At 64.8% G+C, this 17,835-nt stretch carries 18 protein-coding genes; 14 read left to right on the top strand and 4 right to left on the bottom strand.

The window, feature by feature from the left end; translation table 11 throughout:
- Positions 1–47: 47 nt before the first annotated feature.
- Positions 48–782: an extensin-like domain-containing protein gene (locus tag IEW98_RS06490; RefSeq protein ID WP_188762108.1), complete on the bottom strand. Its 735-nt coding sequence runs from the start codon at positions 780–782 to the stop codon at positions 48–50.
- Positions 783–836: 54 nt separating this feature from the next.
- Positions 837–1,319: a transcription elongation factor GreA gene (greA, locus tag IEW98_RS06485; RefSeq protein ID WP_243450584.1), complete on the bottom strand. Its 483-nt coding sequence runs from the start codon at positions 1,317–1,319 to the stop codon at positions 837–839.
- A 59-nt stretch (positions 1,320–1,378) separates the two neighbouring features.
- Between greA and IEW98_RS06480 the strand changes: the two genes are divergently transcribed.
- The 3 genes from IEW98_RS06480 to IEW98_RS06470 are packed head-to-tail and all read left to right on the top strand — an operon-like array spanning position 1,379 to position 3,796.
- On the top strand, positions 1,379–2,644 hold the full coding sequence (locus tag IEW98_RS06480) for a serine hydrolase domain-containing protein (protein ID WP_188762107.1): 1,266 nt from the start codon (positions 1,379–1,381) through the stop codon (positions 2,642–2,644).
- A gap of 31 nt (positions 2,645–2,675) precedes the next feature.
- Positions 2,676–3,296 (top strand): squalene/phytoene synthase family protein, encoded by a 621-nt coding sequence (locus tag IEW98_RS06475; protein WP_371870758.1) that lies wholly within the window; start codon positions 2,676–2,678, stop codon positions 3,294–3,296.
- 50 nt (positions 3,297–3,346) lie between these two features.
- Positions 3,347–3,796, top strand: a complete 450-nt coding sequence (locus IEW98_RS06470; protein WP_188762105.1) for an EF-hand domain-containing protein — start codon at positions 3,347–3,349, stop codon at positions 3,794–3,796.
- Positions 3,797–3,917: 121 nt separating this feature from the next.
- On the opposite strand, the gene trmFO is transcribed toward IEW98_RS06470, so the two are convergent.
- Both trmFO and IEW98_RS16375 read right to left on the bottom strand, forming a co-directional pair.
- Positions 3,918–5,252, bottom strand: a complete 1,335-nt coding sequence (gene trmFO, locus IEW98_RS06465; RefSeq protein WP_188762104.1) for a methylenetetrahydrofolate--tRNA-(uracil(54)-C(5))-methyltransferase (FADH(2)-oxidizing) TrmFO — start codon at positions 5,250–5,252, stop codon at positions 3,918–3,920.
- 54 nt (positions 5,253–5,306) lie between these two features.
- Positions 5,307–6,092 carry a PEPxxWA-CTERM sorting domain-containing protein gene (locus IEW98_RS16375; protein WP_188762103.1) on the bottom strand — a complete coding sequence of 262 codons (786 nt, stop codon included), beginning with the start codon at positions 6,090–6,092 and terminating at the stop codon, positions 5,307–5,309.
- Between the two features lie 380 nt (positions 6,093–6,472).
- Here IEW98_RS16375 and IEW98_RS06455 point away from each other — a divergent pair, with 380 nt between their 5' ends.
- The 11 genes from IEW98_RS06455 to IEW98_RS06410 all read left to right on the top strand — a co-directional run bounded on the left by IEW98_RS06455 (position 6,473) and on the right by IEW98_RS06410 (position 17,823).
- Entirely contained in the window at positions 6,473–7,132 is a 660-nt protein-coding gene (locus IEW98_RS06455; RefSeq protein WP_188762102.1) for a choice-of-anchor C family PEP-CTERM protein, read from the top strand.
- Between the two features lie 290 nt (positions 7,133–7,422).
- Entirely contained in the window at positions 7,423–9,429 is a 2,007-nt protein-coding gene (gene nuoG / locus IEW98_RS06450) for an NADH-quinone oxidoreductase subunit NuoG (protein ID WP_188762101.1), read from the top strand.
- Positions 9,426–10,502, top strand: coding sequence for an NADH-quinone oxidoreductase subunit NuoH (gene nuoH / locus IEW98_RS06445; protein ID WP_188762100.1), 1,077 nt, complete (start codon positions 9,426–9,428; stop codon positions 10,500–10,502). The genes nuoG and nuoH overlap by 4 nt, the downstream gene beginning before the upstream one ends.
- On the top strand, positions 10,499–10,987 hold the full coding sequence (gene nuoI / locus IEW98_RS06440) for an NADH-quinone oxidoreductase subunit NuoI (protein WP_188762099.1): 489 nt from the start codon (positions 10,499–10,501) through the stop codon (positions 10,985–10,987). Before nuoH ends, nuoI begins: the two co-directional genes overlap by 4 nt.
- Positions 10,978–11,106: a hypothetical protein gene (locus IEW98_RS16735; protein WP_279380352.1), complete on the top strand. Its 129-nt coding sequence runs from the start codon at positions 10,978–10,980 to the stop codon at positions 11,104–11,106. The genes nuoI and IEW98_RS16735 overlap by 10 nt, the downstream gene beginning before the upstream one ends.
- Positions 11,103–11,720: an NADH-quinone oxidoreductase subunit J gene (locus tag IEW98_RS06435; protein WP_279380351.1), complete on the top strand. Its 618-nt coding sequence runs from the start codon at positions 11,103–11,105 to the stop codon at positions 11,718–11,720. Before IEW98_RS16735 ends, IEW98_RS06435 begins: the two co-directional genes overlap by 4 nt.
- A complete protein-coding gene (gene nuoK / locus IEW98_RS06430) occupies positions 11,717–12,022 on the top strand; it encodes an NADH-quinone oxidoreductase subunit NuoK (protein ID WP_188762097.1) in 306 nt (101 codons plus the stop codon). The genes IEW98_RS06435 and nuoK overlap by 4 nt, the downstream gene beginning before the upstream one ends.
- 5 nt (positions 12,023–12,027) lie before the next feature.
- Complete coding sequence (gene nuoL / locus IEW98_RS06425; protein ID WP_188762096.1) at positions 12,028–14,064, top strand: NADH-quinone oxidoreductase subunit L; 2,037 nt, start codon at positions 12,028–12,030, stop codon at positions 14,062–14,064.
- Positions 14,061–15,605 (top strand): NADH-quinone oxidoreductase subunit M, encoded by a 1,545-nt coding sequence (locus tag IEW98_RS06420; protein WP_188762095.1) that lies wholly within the window; start codon positions 14,061–14,063, stop codon positions 15,603–15,605. Before nuoL ends, IEW98_RS06420 begins: the two co-directional genes overlap by 4 nt.
- Complete coding sequence (nuoN, locus tag IEW98_RS06415) at positions 15,602–17,107, top strand: NADH-quinone oxidoreductase subunit NuoN (RefSeq protein WP_188762094.1); 1,506 nt, start codon at positions 15,602–15,604, stop codon at positions 17,105–17,107. The genes IEW98_RS06420 and nuoN overlap by 4 nt, the downstream gene beginning before the upstream one ends.
- The gene (locus tag IEW98_RS06410) at positions 17,104–17,823 is read left to right on the top strand and encodes a biotin--[acetyl-CoA-carboxylase] ligase (RefSeq protein ID WP_188762093.1); all 720 of its coding nucleotides are present in this window, start codon (positions 17,104–17,106) and stop codon (positions 17,821–17,823) included. Before nuoN ends, IEW98_RS06410 begins: the two co-directional genes overlap by 4 nt.
- Positions 17,824–17,835 lie beyond the last annotated feature (12 nt).

The raw sequence follows: 17,835 nt of genomic DNA, 5'->3' as shown, positions 1-17,835 counted from the left end.
CTTCGGTCGCCTGCGGCTCGCCGGGGTGACGAATAGAATGGGGTGCGCTAGCGGCAGGTGCCGCCGGACATGCCGCGGTTGGCTTGGTCGAGGTGGAGATGGTCGGCGTGGGCGGCGTTGTAGTCGGGGGATAGCGTGGTGCCGAAAACCCGGCAGGCGCCGTCGCGGATTTCGCGCAGGAAGGCGGCTTTTTCGGTGGTGCCGTTCCAGTCGGCGAGGATGGTGACATTTTCGCCGCCGGCGAGGCGAATCCCCGCGACATCGATGGCGTCGGCGGTTGCGTGCTGGCTCATGGATTGGCTGCCGGCGATACGGCGGCAATTGTAGCTGCCGAGGTGATCGACGCCGACGACGGCCTTGCCGAACCAGCGCTGTGCGGCGGGGCCGACGATATCGCGCTCCCATATATGGAGTGCGGCGGCGACCGGGCAGGCGATCTTGGGTGTTACCGGATGCCAGGCGGCGCCGGTTGCCGATGCGATGCCCGACGGGCCGGGCTTGACCTGGACGCCGTCCGAATAGCCACAGGCGTTGCCGACGACCAGCGGCGGCAGCGCGGTATATTCGACGCCGGCACTGTCGAGCAGCGCCAGGCAGCGCGGTGCGTCGTCGGTGAGGGCGACCAGCTTGCGGCCGGTGAACATGCCAATCGGCTGGGCCAGGGACAGCGGTGTCCAGGGCATGTTTTCGGGATGGCGCTGCGCCTGGTCGCGAATGACCACGAACAGGACAAGCAGGACGGCGAAGCCGAGGACGGCGCGGGTGATGGTGGAAAAGCGCATGGGCGGGCAACGCCTCCCTGCGGGCATCGGTGCCGGCTCGTCAATATGGCGGTGTCAGGCGATCGCGACAATCTCGACGTCGGCGCCGGCGAGGGTCGCCATTTCCCCGACCTGCTTGCCGGTCATGGCGCGCGCCAGCGGCGACACATACGACACGCTGCCGCCGTGCGGGTCCGCTTCGTCGTCGCCGACGATCGCATAGGTCTGGCGGCGGCCGTCCTCGCGCTCGAAGGTGATGACGCTGCCGAAGCCGGCGCTGCCGTCGGCGGGGCGACCTTCGACAAGTTGCGCGCTGGCACGGCGCGACGACCAGTAGCGCAGGTCGCGGGTGGCGCGCGCCATGGCGCTGCGGTCGGCGCTGATGGCGTCGCCGGCCTGGGCCTCGGCATAGGCGGCGCGCGCCGCGGCGAGTTCGGCGTCGATGGCGGCAAGGCCCGCGGCGGTGACAAGGTTGGCATGCGCCGGGACCGGCCGGTCGGGCAGGTCGGCGGCGACGCTTTCGGCATCGGATTCTTTGGTGAAGGCTACGCTCATCATTCGATAATGGGGAAGGGCATGGGGTTTCGCAATCGCGACTTGGTGGTAGCGTAGAGCTTATGTTGCGGATGATCTTTGCGCTGATGGTGGCGGTTCCGGCGGGGGCGGCGCCGCTGGACGATCTGTTCGCGGGGCGGACACCGGCGAGCAGCGAGGTCGCCGGCATGGCGATGGTGGCTGCCGATCGTGCCGGCGTGTTGCGGGCCGAGGGGCTGGGCCGCGCGGTGATCGATCCCGGCGATGTGCAGCGCGAGCGGCCGATGCTGGCGTCGACGCCGGTACGGGTGGCTTCGGTGTCGAAGCTGGTGGTGGCGATCGCGGTGATGCGGCTGGTCGAAGCGGGCAAGCTCGATCTCGATGGCGATGTGTCGCGGTGGCTGGGGGCGCGGCTGCGCAATCCGGGGTTTCCGGCGGTGCCGGTGACGTTGCGGCAATTGCTGTCGCATACATCGGGGATCGTCGACGGGCCGGGCTATGCGTTTCCGTTGGAGGCGTCGCTGATGGGGTCGATGACGCCGCAGCATTGGTCACCTCAGGCACCAGGCCAGCGGTTCGAATATGCCAATCTCAACTATGGCATCATCGGCACGGCGATGGAGGGCGCGACCGGCAAGCGGTTCGACCGGTTGATGACCGAGCTGGTGCTGAGGCCGCTCGGCATCGATGGGGGGTATAACTGGAGCGGCGCCAGCGATGCGGCGGTGGTGGCGGCGGGGGTACTGTATCGCACCGGCAAGGACGAAAGCGACCGGCATCCGGATGGGCCTTGGGTGGCGCAGATCGACGATCTGCGTGGGGGGCGGCCGGCTTGCCCGGTGCGCAGCGAAGCGGGATGCGATATTGCCGCGTATGTGCCGGGGCGGAACGGGACGATCTTCAGCCCGCGGGGCGGCCTGCGGATTTCGGCGCTGGGGCTGGCGAAGCTCGGCCGGATGTTGCTGCGCGGGGGTGAGGTGGATGGCGTGCGGTTGTTGTCGCGGGCTTCGGTGAAGGCGATGATGACGCCGGTTTGGCGCGATGGCGGCCGGGCGACCGACGATGATTATCATGGCCAGATGCTGTGCTATGGGCCGGGGCTGCACTGCCTGTCGGGACGGGCCGGGGCGAGCGACCAGCCGGTGCCGGGCGCTGCCTGGTGGGGGCATTTCGGTGAGGCCTATGGGTTGCTCAGCGGACTGTGGATCGATCGCGGCAAGGGGCGGGTGATGGCGTATGTGGTCACCGGGACCAGGGACGATCCGATGAAGGGGGCGCGGACATCGGCGGTCAGCGGCATAGAGGAGCAGCTTTTGTTGGAACTGGCGGCGACACCGGCGCGGCGGTAAGGGTCGGTACCGACTGCCCCCGGAGAACACCCTGACCAGCCCCCTCGATATCGTCACGGCGGAGGTTCGCGAGCGCGACCGCGACCGCTATTTGAGCATATTATATGCCCCGGCGTCGGTGCGCCCGGCGTTGATGGCGCTGCACGGCCTGGATCTCGAACTCGGCCAGGTGGTGGCCGGGACGACCGAGCCGATGATCGGCGAGATCCGGCTGGCGTGGTGGCGCGAGGCGCTCGAGGGGCTCGATCAAGGCAAGGTGCCGGCGCAACCGCTGCTGCAGTTGCTGGCGGGTGAGGTCTTGCCGCGCGGCGTCACCGGCGCCGAACTTGCGGGGCTCGAGGATCGCTGGATCGGGTTGATCGGGGCGGAGGATGTGCCCGCGGAACATGTCGGCGGCGGCGGGCTGTTGTTTGCGCTGGCGGCGCGGTTGCTGGGCGGCGAGGCAGCGCTGGGGGAACTGCTGGGGACGGCATGGGCGCTTGGCGAGGCGAGCGATTTCGGGCGGGTGCCGACGGCGTTGCGACCATTGCTGGCGCTGGTGCGGCTGTCGGCGCGCGATGCGGCCCAGGCGCGCGCCGGTCAGCCGCGTGAGCCACGCGGGAGTGCGGGGCGACAATTGCGGATGCTGCGGGCGATTGCCTTTGGCCGGTGAACCCGGCACAACGGCTCGCGGGGCCGTAACGTCTTGGGGGAGCAGGCGGAATGCGGCGATTTCTGGCGCTTGGGCTGGCGCTGGTGGCGTTGATCGCAGCGGGCTTTTTGTGGACGCGCGACACCCCTACCGCGATTGCGACCGAAGCCGCGCCGCCGGCTGAAACCGCGGATGAGCCGGAAACGGTGCTGGTGGCGCCCGCGAGCAATGTCACGCCCGCCGACCGCGAGGCGCGGCGGTTCGGGCGCTATGACAAGGATAGCGACGCGGCGATCGACGAGAGCGAATATTTGGCCAACCGGCGGAAATCGTTCGGCAGGCTCGATCTAAACAGCGATGGTCGGCTCGATTTTGCGGAGTATACCGCGGCGACGATGAAGAAGTTCAAGCGCGCCGATCGCAATGGCGATGGCACGCTGGCGGCGACCGAGTTCGCGGCGACGGCGGTGAAGCGCAGGGCCAAGGCCGCGCCGCCGCCGTGCGTGCCGGAGGAGAGCTAGGGCACGAGACCGAGTTCGAAAGTAGGCTTCGAGGCATTCGCTGGCGTCCTGGCGAAGGCTATACCGACGGATCTTGGGAATCAGATCGCCAATATACTGGTCGTCGCACGTTCCTGGTGATTTACGCCGCCATCCATTCGGCGAGATGTGTCCGTGCCCGGGCGACAAGTGCCGGTTTGCGCTGGTCCTTGCTGAGCGGCGGCGGGACCAGTGGCGGGAACAGGCCGAAATTGACGTTCATCGGCTGGAAGTGCTTCGCGTCGGCGCCGCCGGTGATGTGGGACAGCAATGCGCCGACCGCTGTCGTCGGCGGCGGCGGCACGGCGACCAGCCCGCGGCGCTCGGCAATGGCGAAGCGGGCCGCGACGATGCCGATGGCGGCCGATTCGACATAGCCTTCGCATCCGGTGATCTGTCCGGCGAAGCGAATGCGCGGGTCGACCTTCAGTCGCAGCGTCTCGTCGAGCAGCACCGGCGACTTGATGAAAGTGTTGCGATGCAGGCCGCCAAGCCGCGCGAACTCGGCTTTTTCGAGGCCGGGAATCATGCGGAACACCTTGACCTGTTCGGCGTGCTTCATCTTCGTCTGGAAGCCGACCATGTTCCACAGCGTGCCGAGCGCATTGTCCTGGCGCAGTTGCACGACCGCCCAGGCGCGTCGCCCGGTGCGCGGATTGGTCAGGCCGACGGGCTTCATCGGGCCGAATCGCGGCGTGTTGCGGCCGCGCTCGACCATCACCTCGATCGGCATGCAGCCGTCGAAATACGGGGTGTTGGCCTCCCAGTCCTTGAAGTCGGCCTTTTCGGCGGCGATCATCGCGTCGACGAAGGCGTTATACTGGTCCTTGTCGAGCGGGCAGTTGAGATAATCCTTCGTGTCGCCGTTCTCGTTGGGGCGGTCCCAGCGCGACTGTGCCCACACGACATCCATGTCGATCGAATCGTGATGGATGACGGGGGCGATGGCGTCGAAGAATGCCAGCTGGTCCTCGCCGGTGACGGCGCGGATGGCTTCGGCGAGCGGCGTTGCCGTCAATGGCCCGGTGGCGATGATGACATTGTCCCAATCGGCCGGCGGCAACGCGGTGATCATCTCGCGGCGGATTTCGATCAGCGGTTCGGCTTCGATCGCGGCGGTGACACGGCCGGCGAAATCGTCGCGGTCGACCGCGAGCGCCGACCCGGCCGGGACGCGCGCGGCGTCGGCGGCGTGCATGACGAGGCTGCCCATGGCGCGCATTTCGGCGTGGAGCAGCCCGACGGCGTTGTTGTCGGGATCGTCGCTGCGAAAGCTGTTCGAGCAGACGAGCTCGGCGAACTGGTCGGTGTGGTGGGCGTCGGTGCGGTGAACCCCGCGCATTTCGTGGAGGACGGCGGGCAGGCCGGCGCGAGCGACGGCCCAGGCGGCCTCGGAACCGGCGAGGCCGCCGCCGATTATGTGGATCGGATTGGTCATGCGCCGTCTATGCCGGTCCGGGGCGCTGGCGGCAACGCCCCGGGCTGATATCGATCAGGCGAAGGCGCGCCGCCGTGACCGCAATGCCGCCCCGACTGCGCCGAAACCAACGATGAACAGCGCCCAGCTTTGCGGCTCGGGCACAGCGATCATCGCCGTGTCACGATCGATGCCGTCGATAAACAGCCCGGCGCCGGCCCGGTACTGCGGCTTGGTCGAGTAGAGCTGGGTCGAATCGGTATTGGCATAGATGGTGGCCAGTGCAGCGAAGTCGTTGGCACCCGGGCCGGTATTGGCCAATGTGCCGTTGATGCCACCAGCAAGGCCTGACACGTCGTTGGTAATATCGAGGCAACTGCCGATATTGGCGTTGGACCGTGAGGTGTCGGCATGGGCGAGACCAAGCGAATGACCGAGTTCGTGGCAAATCGTCGCTTGGCGCCACGCTGCAGTTTTGTACTTTGTCGTGGCGAAATAATGGTCATTGAGGCGGATCGTCGCTTGCACGATGAAGCCGCCGCCGAGCCAGACGTTGGTGTAGCCGAGCCAGCCGTTGGCGCCATAGTTGCCGCTGCAGATCTGGACGCCGCCGAATACGGGCCCGCATGTCGAATTGCTGCTGCCGGCGACACCGACCATGTCGATGACCGGATCGGCCGACCACGCCGCCGCCGCCGGGGCGAGATACGGACTCCATGTTGCGGAGAGATTGTTGCCGACTGCGATCTGCAGCTGGCCGGTCCGAGCCCAGTGATATCCGTTCCACGACTGTGTGGTGGCGGCCGCCGTTGGTGCTGCGGCCGCAAGAACTGCAGCCGCCGTCAATGCTAGTCGAATCATGCTTGTGACCCCCGGTGCAGGCGGCTGAAGCCGAAATGGCCCGTGTCCCCCGACACTGCCTGCGACGCCTTCATGACACCGAACCCGTTATTAAATTACTAAATTCGTAACCATAACGAAAATAAATCTTAGATGACCTGGAACCGAATGAACGATGCGGTAGTGTAACGAACATTCATTTTAAGTAAATGTGATTAAGTCGGCAAGATTGTGACACCATCGTATCAAGTAACCATGTGCTTCATGCGCCAGTTGTAAGGTGTAGTTTACATTCTGTTAACGTAACGAATTGTTGTATCGCTGAAAACATTGAACAATGTATATTGGCACGACATTTGCATGGCTGTTGTCGTGGGGGCCTTGTAGAGTGGAGTTGCGTAATGAATCACATCCTTAAGATCGTAGCGGCAGCGGCGATCGCCGGTGCGGCATCCGGTGCCAGCGCCGTAACGCTGGTCAACGGCAGCTTCGAAGCCGGCAGCCTGTCGGCACCGTTCGAGACCGCGACTGCCGGCAGCTCGGCAATCACCGGTTGGACGGTCGGTGGTTTCGGCGTCGACTATGTCGGCAGCTATTGGATGGCTTCGGACGGCGTGCGTTCGGTTGACCTTTCGGGACTCAACGCCGGCAGCGTCTCCCAGGCTTTTGCAACCACCATCGGCAGCAATTACACTGTCACCTTCGACCTGTCGGGCAATCCTGACGGCGGCGTCGGCACGCGCACGGCGATTGTCAGCATCGATGGCTCGCTGCCTTCGATCAAGTCCTATGTCGTCGCGCCTTCGAACAGCCGTGAATCGATGAACTGGCAGACCTACAGCTACGACTTCACGGCGTTCACGACGACGAGCCGCCTGGTCTTCGCCAGCGCCGACTACACGCCATTCGGCCCGGCGCTCGACAACGTCTCGGTCATCGATAACGGCGGCGGTGCCGGCTCGACGGTTCCCGAGCCAGCCACCTGGGCGATGCTGATGATCGGCTTCGGAATGGTCGGCATGACCGTTCGTTCGCGCCGCACCGCAGTCGTCGCTGCCTAAGCAGTCGTCGCAGCGCAACTGACGCTTCACTTGATCCGGCAACTGCCGGGTCGCGAAAGGCCCGGGTAATGCCCGGGCCTTTTTGCGTCGGCGACCAAGGCAGGAAAGGGCGTTTCGACACATCATTGTCGAAGCCTTGCTCTGCCGCCTTCCCATGTTGCGATGCACTCGTTATAGCCCGCTCGACGCAGCGTCGAATGGCGCCCACGACCCAGTTGGATTGAACCATGGCCAGTCGCCATCACGCTTTCACTTCGGCCCGCTTCCCGACTTCGGGAGCGCGTTGAACCATGCCGAAACTGACCATCGATGGCATCGAAGTCGAAGTTCCCGCCGGCGCCACCGTGCTCCAGGCCTGCGAGGCCGCCGGCGCCGAGATTCCGCGCTTCTGTTATCATGAGCGGCTGAGCATCGCCGGCAACTGCCGCATGTGCCTCGTCGAGATCGAAAAGGCGCCAAAGCCCGTCGCCAGCTGCGCGATGCCCGCCGCGGACGGCCAGGTCGTGTTCACGACGACTCCCAAGGTCAGGAAGGCGCGCGAGGGGGTGATGGAGTTCCTGCTCATCAACCACCCGCTCGATTGCCCGATCTGCGACCAGGGCGGCGAATGCGACCTGCAGGATCAGAGCATTGCCTATGGCAAGGGCTTCACGCGCTATCAGGAGAACAAGCGCGCGGTCACCGAGAAATTCATGGGGCCGTTGGTCAAGACGATCATGACCCGGTGCATCCACTGCACCCGCTGCGTGCGTTTTGCCGAGGAAGTCGCCGGCGTCGAGGAAATCGGTGCGGTCGGACGCGGCGAGAACATGCAGATCACCTCTTATCTCGAAAAGGCGATCACCAGCGAAGTCTCGGGCAACATTATCGATCTGTGCCCGGTCGGTGCGCTGACGTCGAAGCCTTATGCGTTTCAGGCGCGGCCGTGGGAGCTGAAGAAGACCGACGGCATCGACGTCATGGACGCGGTCGGGTCGAACATCGTCATCGGCTCGCGCGGGCCCGCCGTGCTGCGCGTCACGCCGCGAATAAACGACGACGTCAACGAGGAATGGCTGTCCGACAAGGGCCGCTTTGCGCATGATGGCCTGAGCGAGCGCCGCCTCGACCGGCCTTATGTGCGGACGAATGGCAAGCTGGAGCCGGCGACCTGGACCGAGGCGTTCGCCGCCATCCGGCGCGGGCTCGATGGAATGCCAGGGTCGGCGATCGCCGGTATCACCGGCGATCTTTGCGCCGTCGAGGACATGGTGGCGTTCAAGGATTTGCTCGGGACGCTTGGGTCGGCACGGATCGAATCGCGCCAGGACGGCGCCGTCATCGACACGTCTGCGCGGGCGAATTACCTGTTCAACTCGGGGCTGTCGGGCATCGAGGACGCCGATGTCGTGCTGCTCGTCGGCGTCGATCCGCGCCGTGAAGCGCCGCTGGTGAATGTCCGGCTGCGCAAGAAGGCCGTCCGCGGCCTGTCGAAGGTTTACGGCATCGGCCCGACGCTCGACCTGACCTACAAGACCGAATGGCTCGGCGACGATGCGGCGCAGTTGGCGAATCTGCCGGCAGCAGTCGCGGATGCCTTGGCCACGGCGGAGCGGCCGGCGATCGTCATCGGCATGGGCGCCTTGCGCCAGCCGGGAATGTACGCCGCGGCGCAGGCACTGGGTGCGAACATCAACCTGGTGCGTGAAGGCTGGAACGGCTGGAACGTGCTCCACACCGCCGCAGCGCGCGTCGGGGCGCTCGATCTCGGGCTGGTTGCCGATGGCGTCGCCGCGATCGCCGCCGATACGTCGGTCAAGGCGCTGTTCCTGCTCGGTGCCGACGAAATAACGGCCGGGGCAGGGGCCTTCACTGTCTATATCGGCACCCACGGCGACCACGGCGTCCGCCATGCCGATGTCATCCTGCCGGCTGCTGCCTATACCGAAAAGGCCGGCACCTGGGTCAACATGGAAGGCCGTGTCCAGCGTGGTCTCCGCGCCGTCTTCCCGCCGGGCGAGGCCCGCGAGGACTGGACGATCTTTCGCGCGCTTTCCGCCGTGCTCGGCACGCCGTTGCCGTATGACGATATCGCCGGGCTGCGCGCGCGCATTTCGGGTGAATGGCCGCATCTCGCCGGCTCCGACACGGTCGTCGTCTCGGCTGGGCCGGTGCTCGCCGCAGCCGCCGCGCCATCGGGTCCGATCGCGCTGCCTATCTCGAACTATTACCTGACCAATCCGATCGCGCGGGCCAGCGACACGATGGCCGAATGCGTCGCGCAGATCCTGACGCCGATGCAGGAGGCCGCGGAATGACCTTCACCGGCTGGTTCCAGGACCTGCTCGGCGTCGACGCCGGCTATCTGGTCGCGACGCTGCTGCTCATCCTCGCCATTATCGTGCCGGTTATGGTCGGCGTGGCGATGGCGGTCTATGCCGATCGCAAGATCTGGGCGGCGATGCAGATGCGCCGCGGTCCCAACGTCGTCGGGCCGTTCGGCTTGCTGCAGACCTTTGCCGACGCCGCCAAGCTGTTCCTCAAGGAAACCATCATCCCGTCGGGCGCCAGCCGCGGCGTCTTCCTGATCGCGCCGATGATCAGCTTTGTGCTGGCGCTGGCGATCTGGGCGGTGATGCCGTTCGACGCCGGACTGGTGCTGTCCGATCTCAACGTCGGCTTGCTGTACGTCTTCGCCGTCTCGTCGATGGGTGTCTATGGCATCATCATGTCGGGCTGGGCTTCGAATTCCAAATACCCATTCCTTGGCGGGCTGCGCTCGGCGGCCCAGATGGTCAGCTATGAAGTCTCGATGGGCTTCATCCTGGTCTCGGTCATGCTCTATGCGCAGAGCCTGAACCTGAGCGAGATCGTGATGGCGCAGAAGGGCAACGTGCTCGGGCTGCTCAACGGCAACATCTTCAACCCGTTGCTGTTTCCGATGGCGATCATGTTCTTCATCACGGCGCTGGCCGAGACCAATCGGCCGCCGTTCGATCTTCCCGAAGCCGAAGCCGAGCTTGTCGCCGGCTACCAGGTCGAATATTCGTCGATGACCTTCGCGCTGTTCTTCCTCGGCGAATACGCGAACATCCTGTTCATGTGCGCGCTGATCCCGGTGCTGTTCCTGGGCGGCTGGTTGCCACCGCTCGATTGGGCGCCGCTGTATTACATCCCCGGCTTTGTCTGGATGTTGTCGAAGATGGCGTTCATGTTCTTCTGCTTCGCCTGGGTGAAGGCCGCCGTGCCGCGGTACCGCTATGACCAGCTGATGCGGCTGGGCTGGAAAGTCTTCCTGCCGCTGTCGCTGTTCTGGGTTGTCGTCGTCTCGGGCTGGCTGATGTTCTTCACCGATAAATTTGCGACCGCGCCGGGGAGTTTGCCGCTGTGACCGCCGTATTCCGCGCCGCCAAGTCCTTGCTGTTGCTCGAGTTCATCTCGGCACTGGCGCTGACGCTGAAGTATTTCTTCAAGCCCAAGGTGACCCTAAATTACCCCTATGAAAAGGGTCCGATCAGCCCGCGTTTCCGCGGCGAGCATGCGCTGCGCCGTTATCCCAATGGCGAGGAACGCTGCATCGCCTGCAAGCTGTGCGAAGCGGTCTGCCCGGCGCAGGCGATCACCATCGAGGCCGAACCGCGCGAGGACGGCAGCCGCCGGACGACGCGCTACGACATCGACATGACCAAGTGCATTTATTGCGGCCTGTGCCAGGAAGCCTGTCCGGTCGATGCCATCGTCGAGGGTCCGAACTTCGAATTTTCGACCGAAACGCGCGAAGAACTCATCTACGACAAGGCCAAGCTGATCGCCAACGGCGACAAATGGGAACGCGTCCTCGCCGCGAACCTTGCGGCAGATGCACCGTGGCGGTAACAGCCTTGCACGATTGCTCGCTCTTCACCGTCACCCCGGCGAAGGCCGGGGCCCATCACCTGAATGTCGAGGCACAGGCGCACAATCTCGCCCGGCCCGCCACCCGAGTATTCCAGTGACCACCGCCGTTTTCTCCTTCTATCTGTTCGCGACGATCCTGCTGACATCAGCCGTGATGGTGATCCTGTCGCGCAACCCCGTGCATTCGGTGCTCTGGCTGATCGTGGCGTTCTTCAACGCCGCCGGGCTGTTCGTCATCGTCGGCGCCGAGTTCCTCGCGATGCTGCTGATCATCGTCTATGTCGGCGCCGTCGCGGTGCTGTTCCTGTTCGTCGTGATGATGCTCGATATCGATTTTGCCGAGCTGCGCACCGGCCTGTCGCGCTATTTGCCCCTCGGGCTGCTGGTCGCCGGCGTTATCCTGGCCGAGATCCTGCTTGCGGTCGGCAGCTGGCGCGCCGGTGACGGTATCCAGATGTTCGACGTTCTCGCCGGCACCCCCGACGGGATGACCAACACCCAGTGGATCGGCTCGGTGCTGTACACGCGCTATCTTTACGTCTTCCAGGCGGCGGGCCTCGTGCTGCTGGTCGCGATGATCGGCGCCATCGTCCTTACCCACCGCCAGCGTGTCGGCACCAAGCGCCAGGATATCGGCAAGCAGGTCCAGATGACTCCGGCTAAATCGGTCCGCAAGGCGCAGCCCGGCGTCGGCCAGGGAGTCGATCTGTGATCGGGCTCGAACATTATCTCGTCGTGTCGGCGGCGCTGTTCGTCCTTGGCGTGCTCGGCATCTTCATCAACCGCAAGAATGTCATCGTCATCCTGATGTCGATCGAGCTGCTGCTGCTCGCGGTGAACATCAATTTCGTCGCGTTTTCGGCATATCTCCACCAGATCCACGGCCAGATCTTCGCGATGTTCGTGCTGACTGTCGCCGCCGGTGAAGCCGCAGTCGGGCTGGCCATCCTGGTCCTGTATTTCCGCAACCGCGGTACGATCGCGGTTGACGACACCGACATGATGAAGGGCTGAGGCCGTTGATCCAGCTCCTTGTTTTCCTGCCGCTGCTGACTGCGCTGGTCGCCGGCCTTGGCGGCCGCATCATCGGCCATGTCCCCTCCAAGATCGTCACCACAGGCGGTCTGTTTGTTTCGGCCGCGCTGGCCTGGGTGATCTTTGCGCAATTCTGGCTGGATGGTGCCGCCGGCTATGAAGTGCCGCTGCTGAGCTGGATCCAGTCGGGCGATCTCGACGTGCGCTGGGCCTTGAAGGTCGACACGCTGACCGCCGTCATGCTCGTCGTCGTCACCTCGGTCTCGGCGCTCGTCCACCTCTATAGCTGGGGCTATATGGAGGAGGATCCCGACCAGTCGCGCTTCTTTGCGTACCTGTCGCTGTTCACCTTCGCCATGCTGATGCTGGTTACCGCCGACAACCTCGTCCAAATGTTCTTCGGCTGGGAAGGCGTCGGGCTAGCGTCGTATCTGCTGATCGGTTTCTGGTACAAGAAACCCAGTGCCAATGCTGCTGCGATCAAGGCGTTCGTCGTCAACCGCGTCGGCGATTTCGGCTTTTCGCTCGGCATTTTCGCGACCTTCATGGTCTTCGGCACCGTCTCGATCGACGCCATCCTCGCCGCTGTCCCTGGACAGGCCGGCGCGAGCTTCTCCTTCCTCGGCATGCGCATGGACGTGATGACGGCGATCTGTCTCCTGCTGTTCGTCGGCGCGATGGGCAAGTCGGCTCAGCTCGGCCTCCACACCTGGCTGCCCGACGCCATGGAAGGCCCGACGCCGGTCTCCGCGCTGATCCACGCCGCAACGATGGTCACCGCCGGCGTCTTCATGATCTGCCGCCTGTCGCCGATGTTCGAGGCCAGCGTCACCGCGCAGACCGTCGTGACCTATGTCGGCGCCGCGACCGCGTTGTTCGCGGCCTCGGTGGCGCTGGTGCAGACCGATATCAAGCGCGTCATCGCTTATTCGACGTGTTCGCAGCTCGGTTACATGTTCTTCGCGGCCGGGTCGGGTGCGTATGGCGCGGCGATGTTCCATCTGTTTACCCACGCTTTTTTCAAGGCGTTGCTGTTCCTCGGCGCCGGCTCGGTCATCCATGCCATGCACCATGAGCAGGACATGCGCTTTTACGGGGCCTTGCGGAAACACATCCCGATCACCTTCGCGCTGATGACCGTCGGCACGCTGGCGCTGACCGGTTTCTACTTCACCGCCGGCTATTATTCGAAGGACGCCATCCTCGAGGCGGCTTTCGCTAATGGCTCGAGCGCCTCGCAGTTCGCCTTCTTCGTGGGTGCGTTCGTTGCGCTGCTGACCAGCTTCTATTCGTGGCGGCTGGTGTTCCTGACCTTCTACGGTGCGCCGCGCTGGGCCGGGTCGGAGCATATCCAGCACGCCATGCACCACGACCATCACGATACCGAGGGTACCACCGACAGCGACGAGCATGCCCATGGCAACCCCGCCGCCACCGGGACCGCAGGCTATCACCCGCACGAAAGCCCCTGGTCGATGCTGTTGCCGCTGTTCCTGCTCGGCGCCGGCGCGCTCGGGGCTGGCTATGTCTGGCATCACCAGTTCGTCGGTGCCGAGCACGGTGCGGACTTCTGGCGCGGTAGCCTCGCCTTCCGCGCCGAATTGATGGAAGCCATGCACCACGTTCCGAGTTGGGTCGTCCACGCGCCTGCGGTGGCCTTTTTCCTCGGTCTCGGCGCTGCCTGGTACGCCTACCTCAAGGCGCCCGAACTGCCGGGCAGGATCGCCGCCGCCGTCCCCGCGCTGTATCGCTTCCTCACTCACAAATGGTATTTCGACGAGCTTTACGATGCCGTCTTCGTGCGTCCGGCGTTCGCCATCGGACGTTTCCTGTGGGTCCGCGGTGACCAACGGACGATCGACCGCTTCGGCCCCGATGGCGCAGCCACCCTTGTCGCCGGCGGCGCCAGTCTCGCACGCCGCTTTCAATCGGGTTATGTCTATTCCTATGCGCTCGTCATGCTGATCGGCCTTGCAGCCGCAGCCGCCTGGTTCATGCCGTTCGGAACTGCCGGCCGATGATCCTTTCCCTGATGATCCTGCTGCCGGTGCTCGCCGCCGTGCTCATCGTCGCGCTGCCAGGTGTCACTGCTGGCGTGGCGCGCACCACCGCGCTCGTCACCACGCTGGCGCTGTTCGGCCTTGGCATCCTGCTTTGGTCGAGCTTCGACAGTACGACCGCCGCGTTCCAGCATGTCGAGAACCTCCCGCTGTTCGCGCCCTACCTCGCCTGGCACCTCGGAATCGACGGCATCTCGCTGATGTTGATCATGCTCAGCGTCTTCCTGATGCCGCTGTGCATTCTCGCCAGCTGGGAAAGCGTGCAAAAGCGCGTCCCCGAATACATGGCGGCGTTCCTGATCATGGAATCGCTGATGATCGGTACCTTCGCGGCACGCGACATCTTCCTGTTCTATCTGTTCTTCGAAGCCGGCCTGATCCCGATGTTCCTCATCATCGGCATCTGGGGCGGGGCGCGCCGGATCTACGCCAGCTACAAATTCTTTCTCTACACCTTGCTCGGGTCGGTGCTGATGCTCGTCGGCATGCTGTACATGGTCAATGAAGCGGGCACGACCGACATCGGCGCGCTTTCGGTCTATGATTTCGACCCGCGCGCGCAATTCTGGCTGTTCCTCGCCTTCTTCGCGTCGTTTGCGGTCAAGATGCCGATGTGGCCCGTCCACACCTGGTTGCCCGACGCACACGTCGAAGCGCCCACCGCGGGTTCGGTCATCCTCGCCGGCGTGCTGCTCAAGCTCGGCGGCTATGGCTTCGTGCGCTTTTCGCTGCCGATGTTCCCCGATGCCTCGGCGCAGCTGATCTGGCTGGTCTTTGCACTCTCGATGGTCGCGGTGGTCTATACCTCGCTCGTCGCGCTTGTGCAGACCGACATGAAGAAGCTCATCGCCTATTCGTCGGTCGCGCACATGGCGTTTGTCACCGCCGGACTTTTCGCATTGAACACCCAGGGCATCGAGGGCAGCCTCGTCATGATGCTCAGCCATGGCCTCGTCTCGGGGGCATTGTTCCTGTGCGTCGGCGTCATCTACGATCGTCTCCACACACGTGAAATCGCGCGCTATGGCGGCCTTGCCGACACGATGCCGAAATACGCGCTGTTCTTCCTGTTCTTCACCATGGCCAGCGTCGGGCTGCCGGCAACCAGCGGCTTCGTTGCTGAATTCCTTGTACTGATCGGGCTTTACAAGACCTCGAGCGCCGCGGCTTTCGTGATGACGACCGGGATCATCCTCGGCGCCGCCTATATGCTGTGGCTGTACCGCCGCGTCGCGTTCGGAACGACGGCGGGCGACGACACCCGCGCCATGCCCGACCTCAGCGTCCGTGAAGTCGCCATTCTCCTTCCGATCACGCTCGCCGTGCTGTGGATGGGCATTTATCCCAAAAGCTTCCAGGATCCGATGAAGCCTGCGATCGCCACCATCATGACCCGCCTCGATGGGCGCGTGCTGGCCACGTTGCCGACCGACATGACAATTTCGCCGGGCTCGCCGCTCGACCTGTTACCCGCCGCCGAGCACCAGGGCGTTCACCCATGAACCCGACTTTCGCATCGATCCTCACAGCCGGCCCCGAGCTCGTGCTTACCATCGGTTCGCTGCTGACGCTGATGCTCGGCACGTTCCTCGGCCAGGACAAGGCGCTTCGCCCGCTGACCTGGGTCGCCGTGCTTATCCTCGGCATCGCGCTGTTCGCCGTCTTCAATGCGCCCGGGGGCACGCAGATCGCGTTCGGTGGGCTTTATATCGTCGATGCATTCTCAAATTTCGTCAAAGTCCTGATCCTGGTTGCCGCCGCCGCATCGATGCTGCTGGCGCTGCCCTATCTCGCCGATGCGAAAACCGGTCGCTTCGAATATCCCGTGCTCATCATGCTCTCGACGCTCGGCATGTGCATGATGATCAGCGCCAACGACATGCTGTCGCTGTACGTCGGGCTCGAGCTGCAATCGCTTGCGGCCTATGTCCTCGCCGCTTTCCACCGCGGCGAATCGCGCTCGTCCGAGGCCGGCCTCAAATATTTCGTCCTCGGCGCACTCGCTTCGGGCATCCTCCTCTACGGTGTCACGCTGGTGTACGGCTTTGCCGGCGCCACCGAGTTCGGCGCCATTCGCGACGTTCTCGCGGGCCAGTCGGAACGCTCGCTCGGCGTGCTCTTCGGCCTGGTGTTCATCATGGCGGGGCTCGCCTTCAAGATCGCCGCGGTGCCGTTCCACATGTGGACCCCAGACGTTTATGAGGGCGCCCCCACACCCGTCGCTGCCTTTTTCTCGGCCGCCCCCAAGGCCGCGGCGCTCGGCCTGCTCGTCCGCGTCCTTGTCGGGCCTTTCGGTCCGATGGCGGTCGACTGGCAGCAGATCGTCATCTTCCTGTCGGTCGCCTCGATGATCCTCGGCGCCGTCGGCGCGGTCGGCCAGACCAGCATCAAGCGCCTGCTTGCCTATTCGTCGATCGCCAATATCGGCTTTGCGCTGGTCGGCCTCGCCGCCGCCACGCCGCAGGGCATTGAGGCGCTGCTGTTCTACACCACCGTCTATCTTGCCATGACGCTCGGCACGTTCCTCGTCGTCCTGCAGCTACGCCGCACCGACGGCGAGCCCGTGGAACTCCTGTCCGATCTTGCCGGGCTGTCGAAAGTCCGCCCTGGCCTCGCCGCCGCCATGACGATCTTCATGTTCAGCCTCGCCGGTATCCCGCCACTGCTCGGTTTCTNCATGTTCAGCCTCGCCGGTATCCCGCCACTGCTCGGTTTCTGGCCGAAGTTCGCCGTGTTCCAGGCCGCCGTGGTGAGTGACCTGTTGCCCCTCGCCATCATCGGTTTCATCGCCTCGGTGGTCGCCGCCTTCTACTATCTGCGCCTCATCAAGATCATGTATTTCGATGAGCCCGGTACGCCGGTGACCAGCGACGGCGGCCTGACCAACGGAGCCATGATCGCCGCCGCCGCGCTGTTCTGCTCGCCGATCGGAATGCTGGCGATCACGCCGCTCGTCGCCGCCGCCGGGCGTGCGTCGGCGTCGCTGTTCGCAGTCGCGGGTTGATCGGCGCCGGTTTCACCCACCTCGCCGAGGTGGGGTCGACCAACGACTGGCTGCTCGCCCGCACTTCGGAGCTTCCCGATGGGCACTGGGTCATCGCCGATCGGCAGACCGCCGGACGCGGCCGCCGCGGCCGCGCCTGGGGAGATGGCGCCGGCAATCTGATGGCGTCTGTGCTTGTCCGTGCAGAGGGGCCGATGCAGCAGCTTTCCTTTGTGGCTGCCTTGGCGCTCCACACCGCATTGGCGGCCTCCGGCGGGCAGGGGGGTGACCCCCCTGTACCCCGCTTTCTGTTGAAATGGCCCAATGACCTTCTGCTCGATGGGCTGAAGGTTTCCGGCATCCTGCTCGAGCGATCGGGTGAGGCACTCGTCATCGGGCTCGGCGTCAATATCGCCTCGTCCCCGGACACCACCGAACGCCCGGCCATCTCGCTTGCCGCTGCCGGGCTGCCTGCCCCCGCGCCGCTCGACCTGCTTGCCCGGCTGATGCCCGCTTTCGCCGAATATCGCGGCCTGTGGCAGACCCAGGGCTTCGACCCCATCCGCACCCGCTGGCTTGCCCGCGCTGCCGGTGTCGGCGATCGCATCACCGCCCGCCTAGGCACTGAGACCCTCGAGGGCGTATTTGAAGGCCTTGAGCCGGACGGTGCGCTTGCCCTGCGCCTCGATGACGGGCAGTTGCGTCCCGTCCACGCCGGCGAAGTGTTCGCGCTATGAGCGGAGGCGATC

It is taken from the genome of Sandarakinorhabdus glacialis, from assembly GCF_014643455.1.
Classification (GTDB): Bacteria; Pseudomonadota; Alphaproteobacteria; order Sphingomonadales; family Sphingomonadaceae; genus Sandarakinorhabdus; species Sandarakinorhabdus glacialis.
Note: the sequence above shows the minus strand (reverse complement) of the source record. Positions and strands in the feature narration are given on the sequence as shown.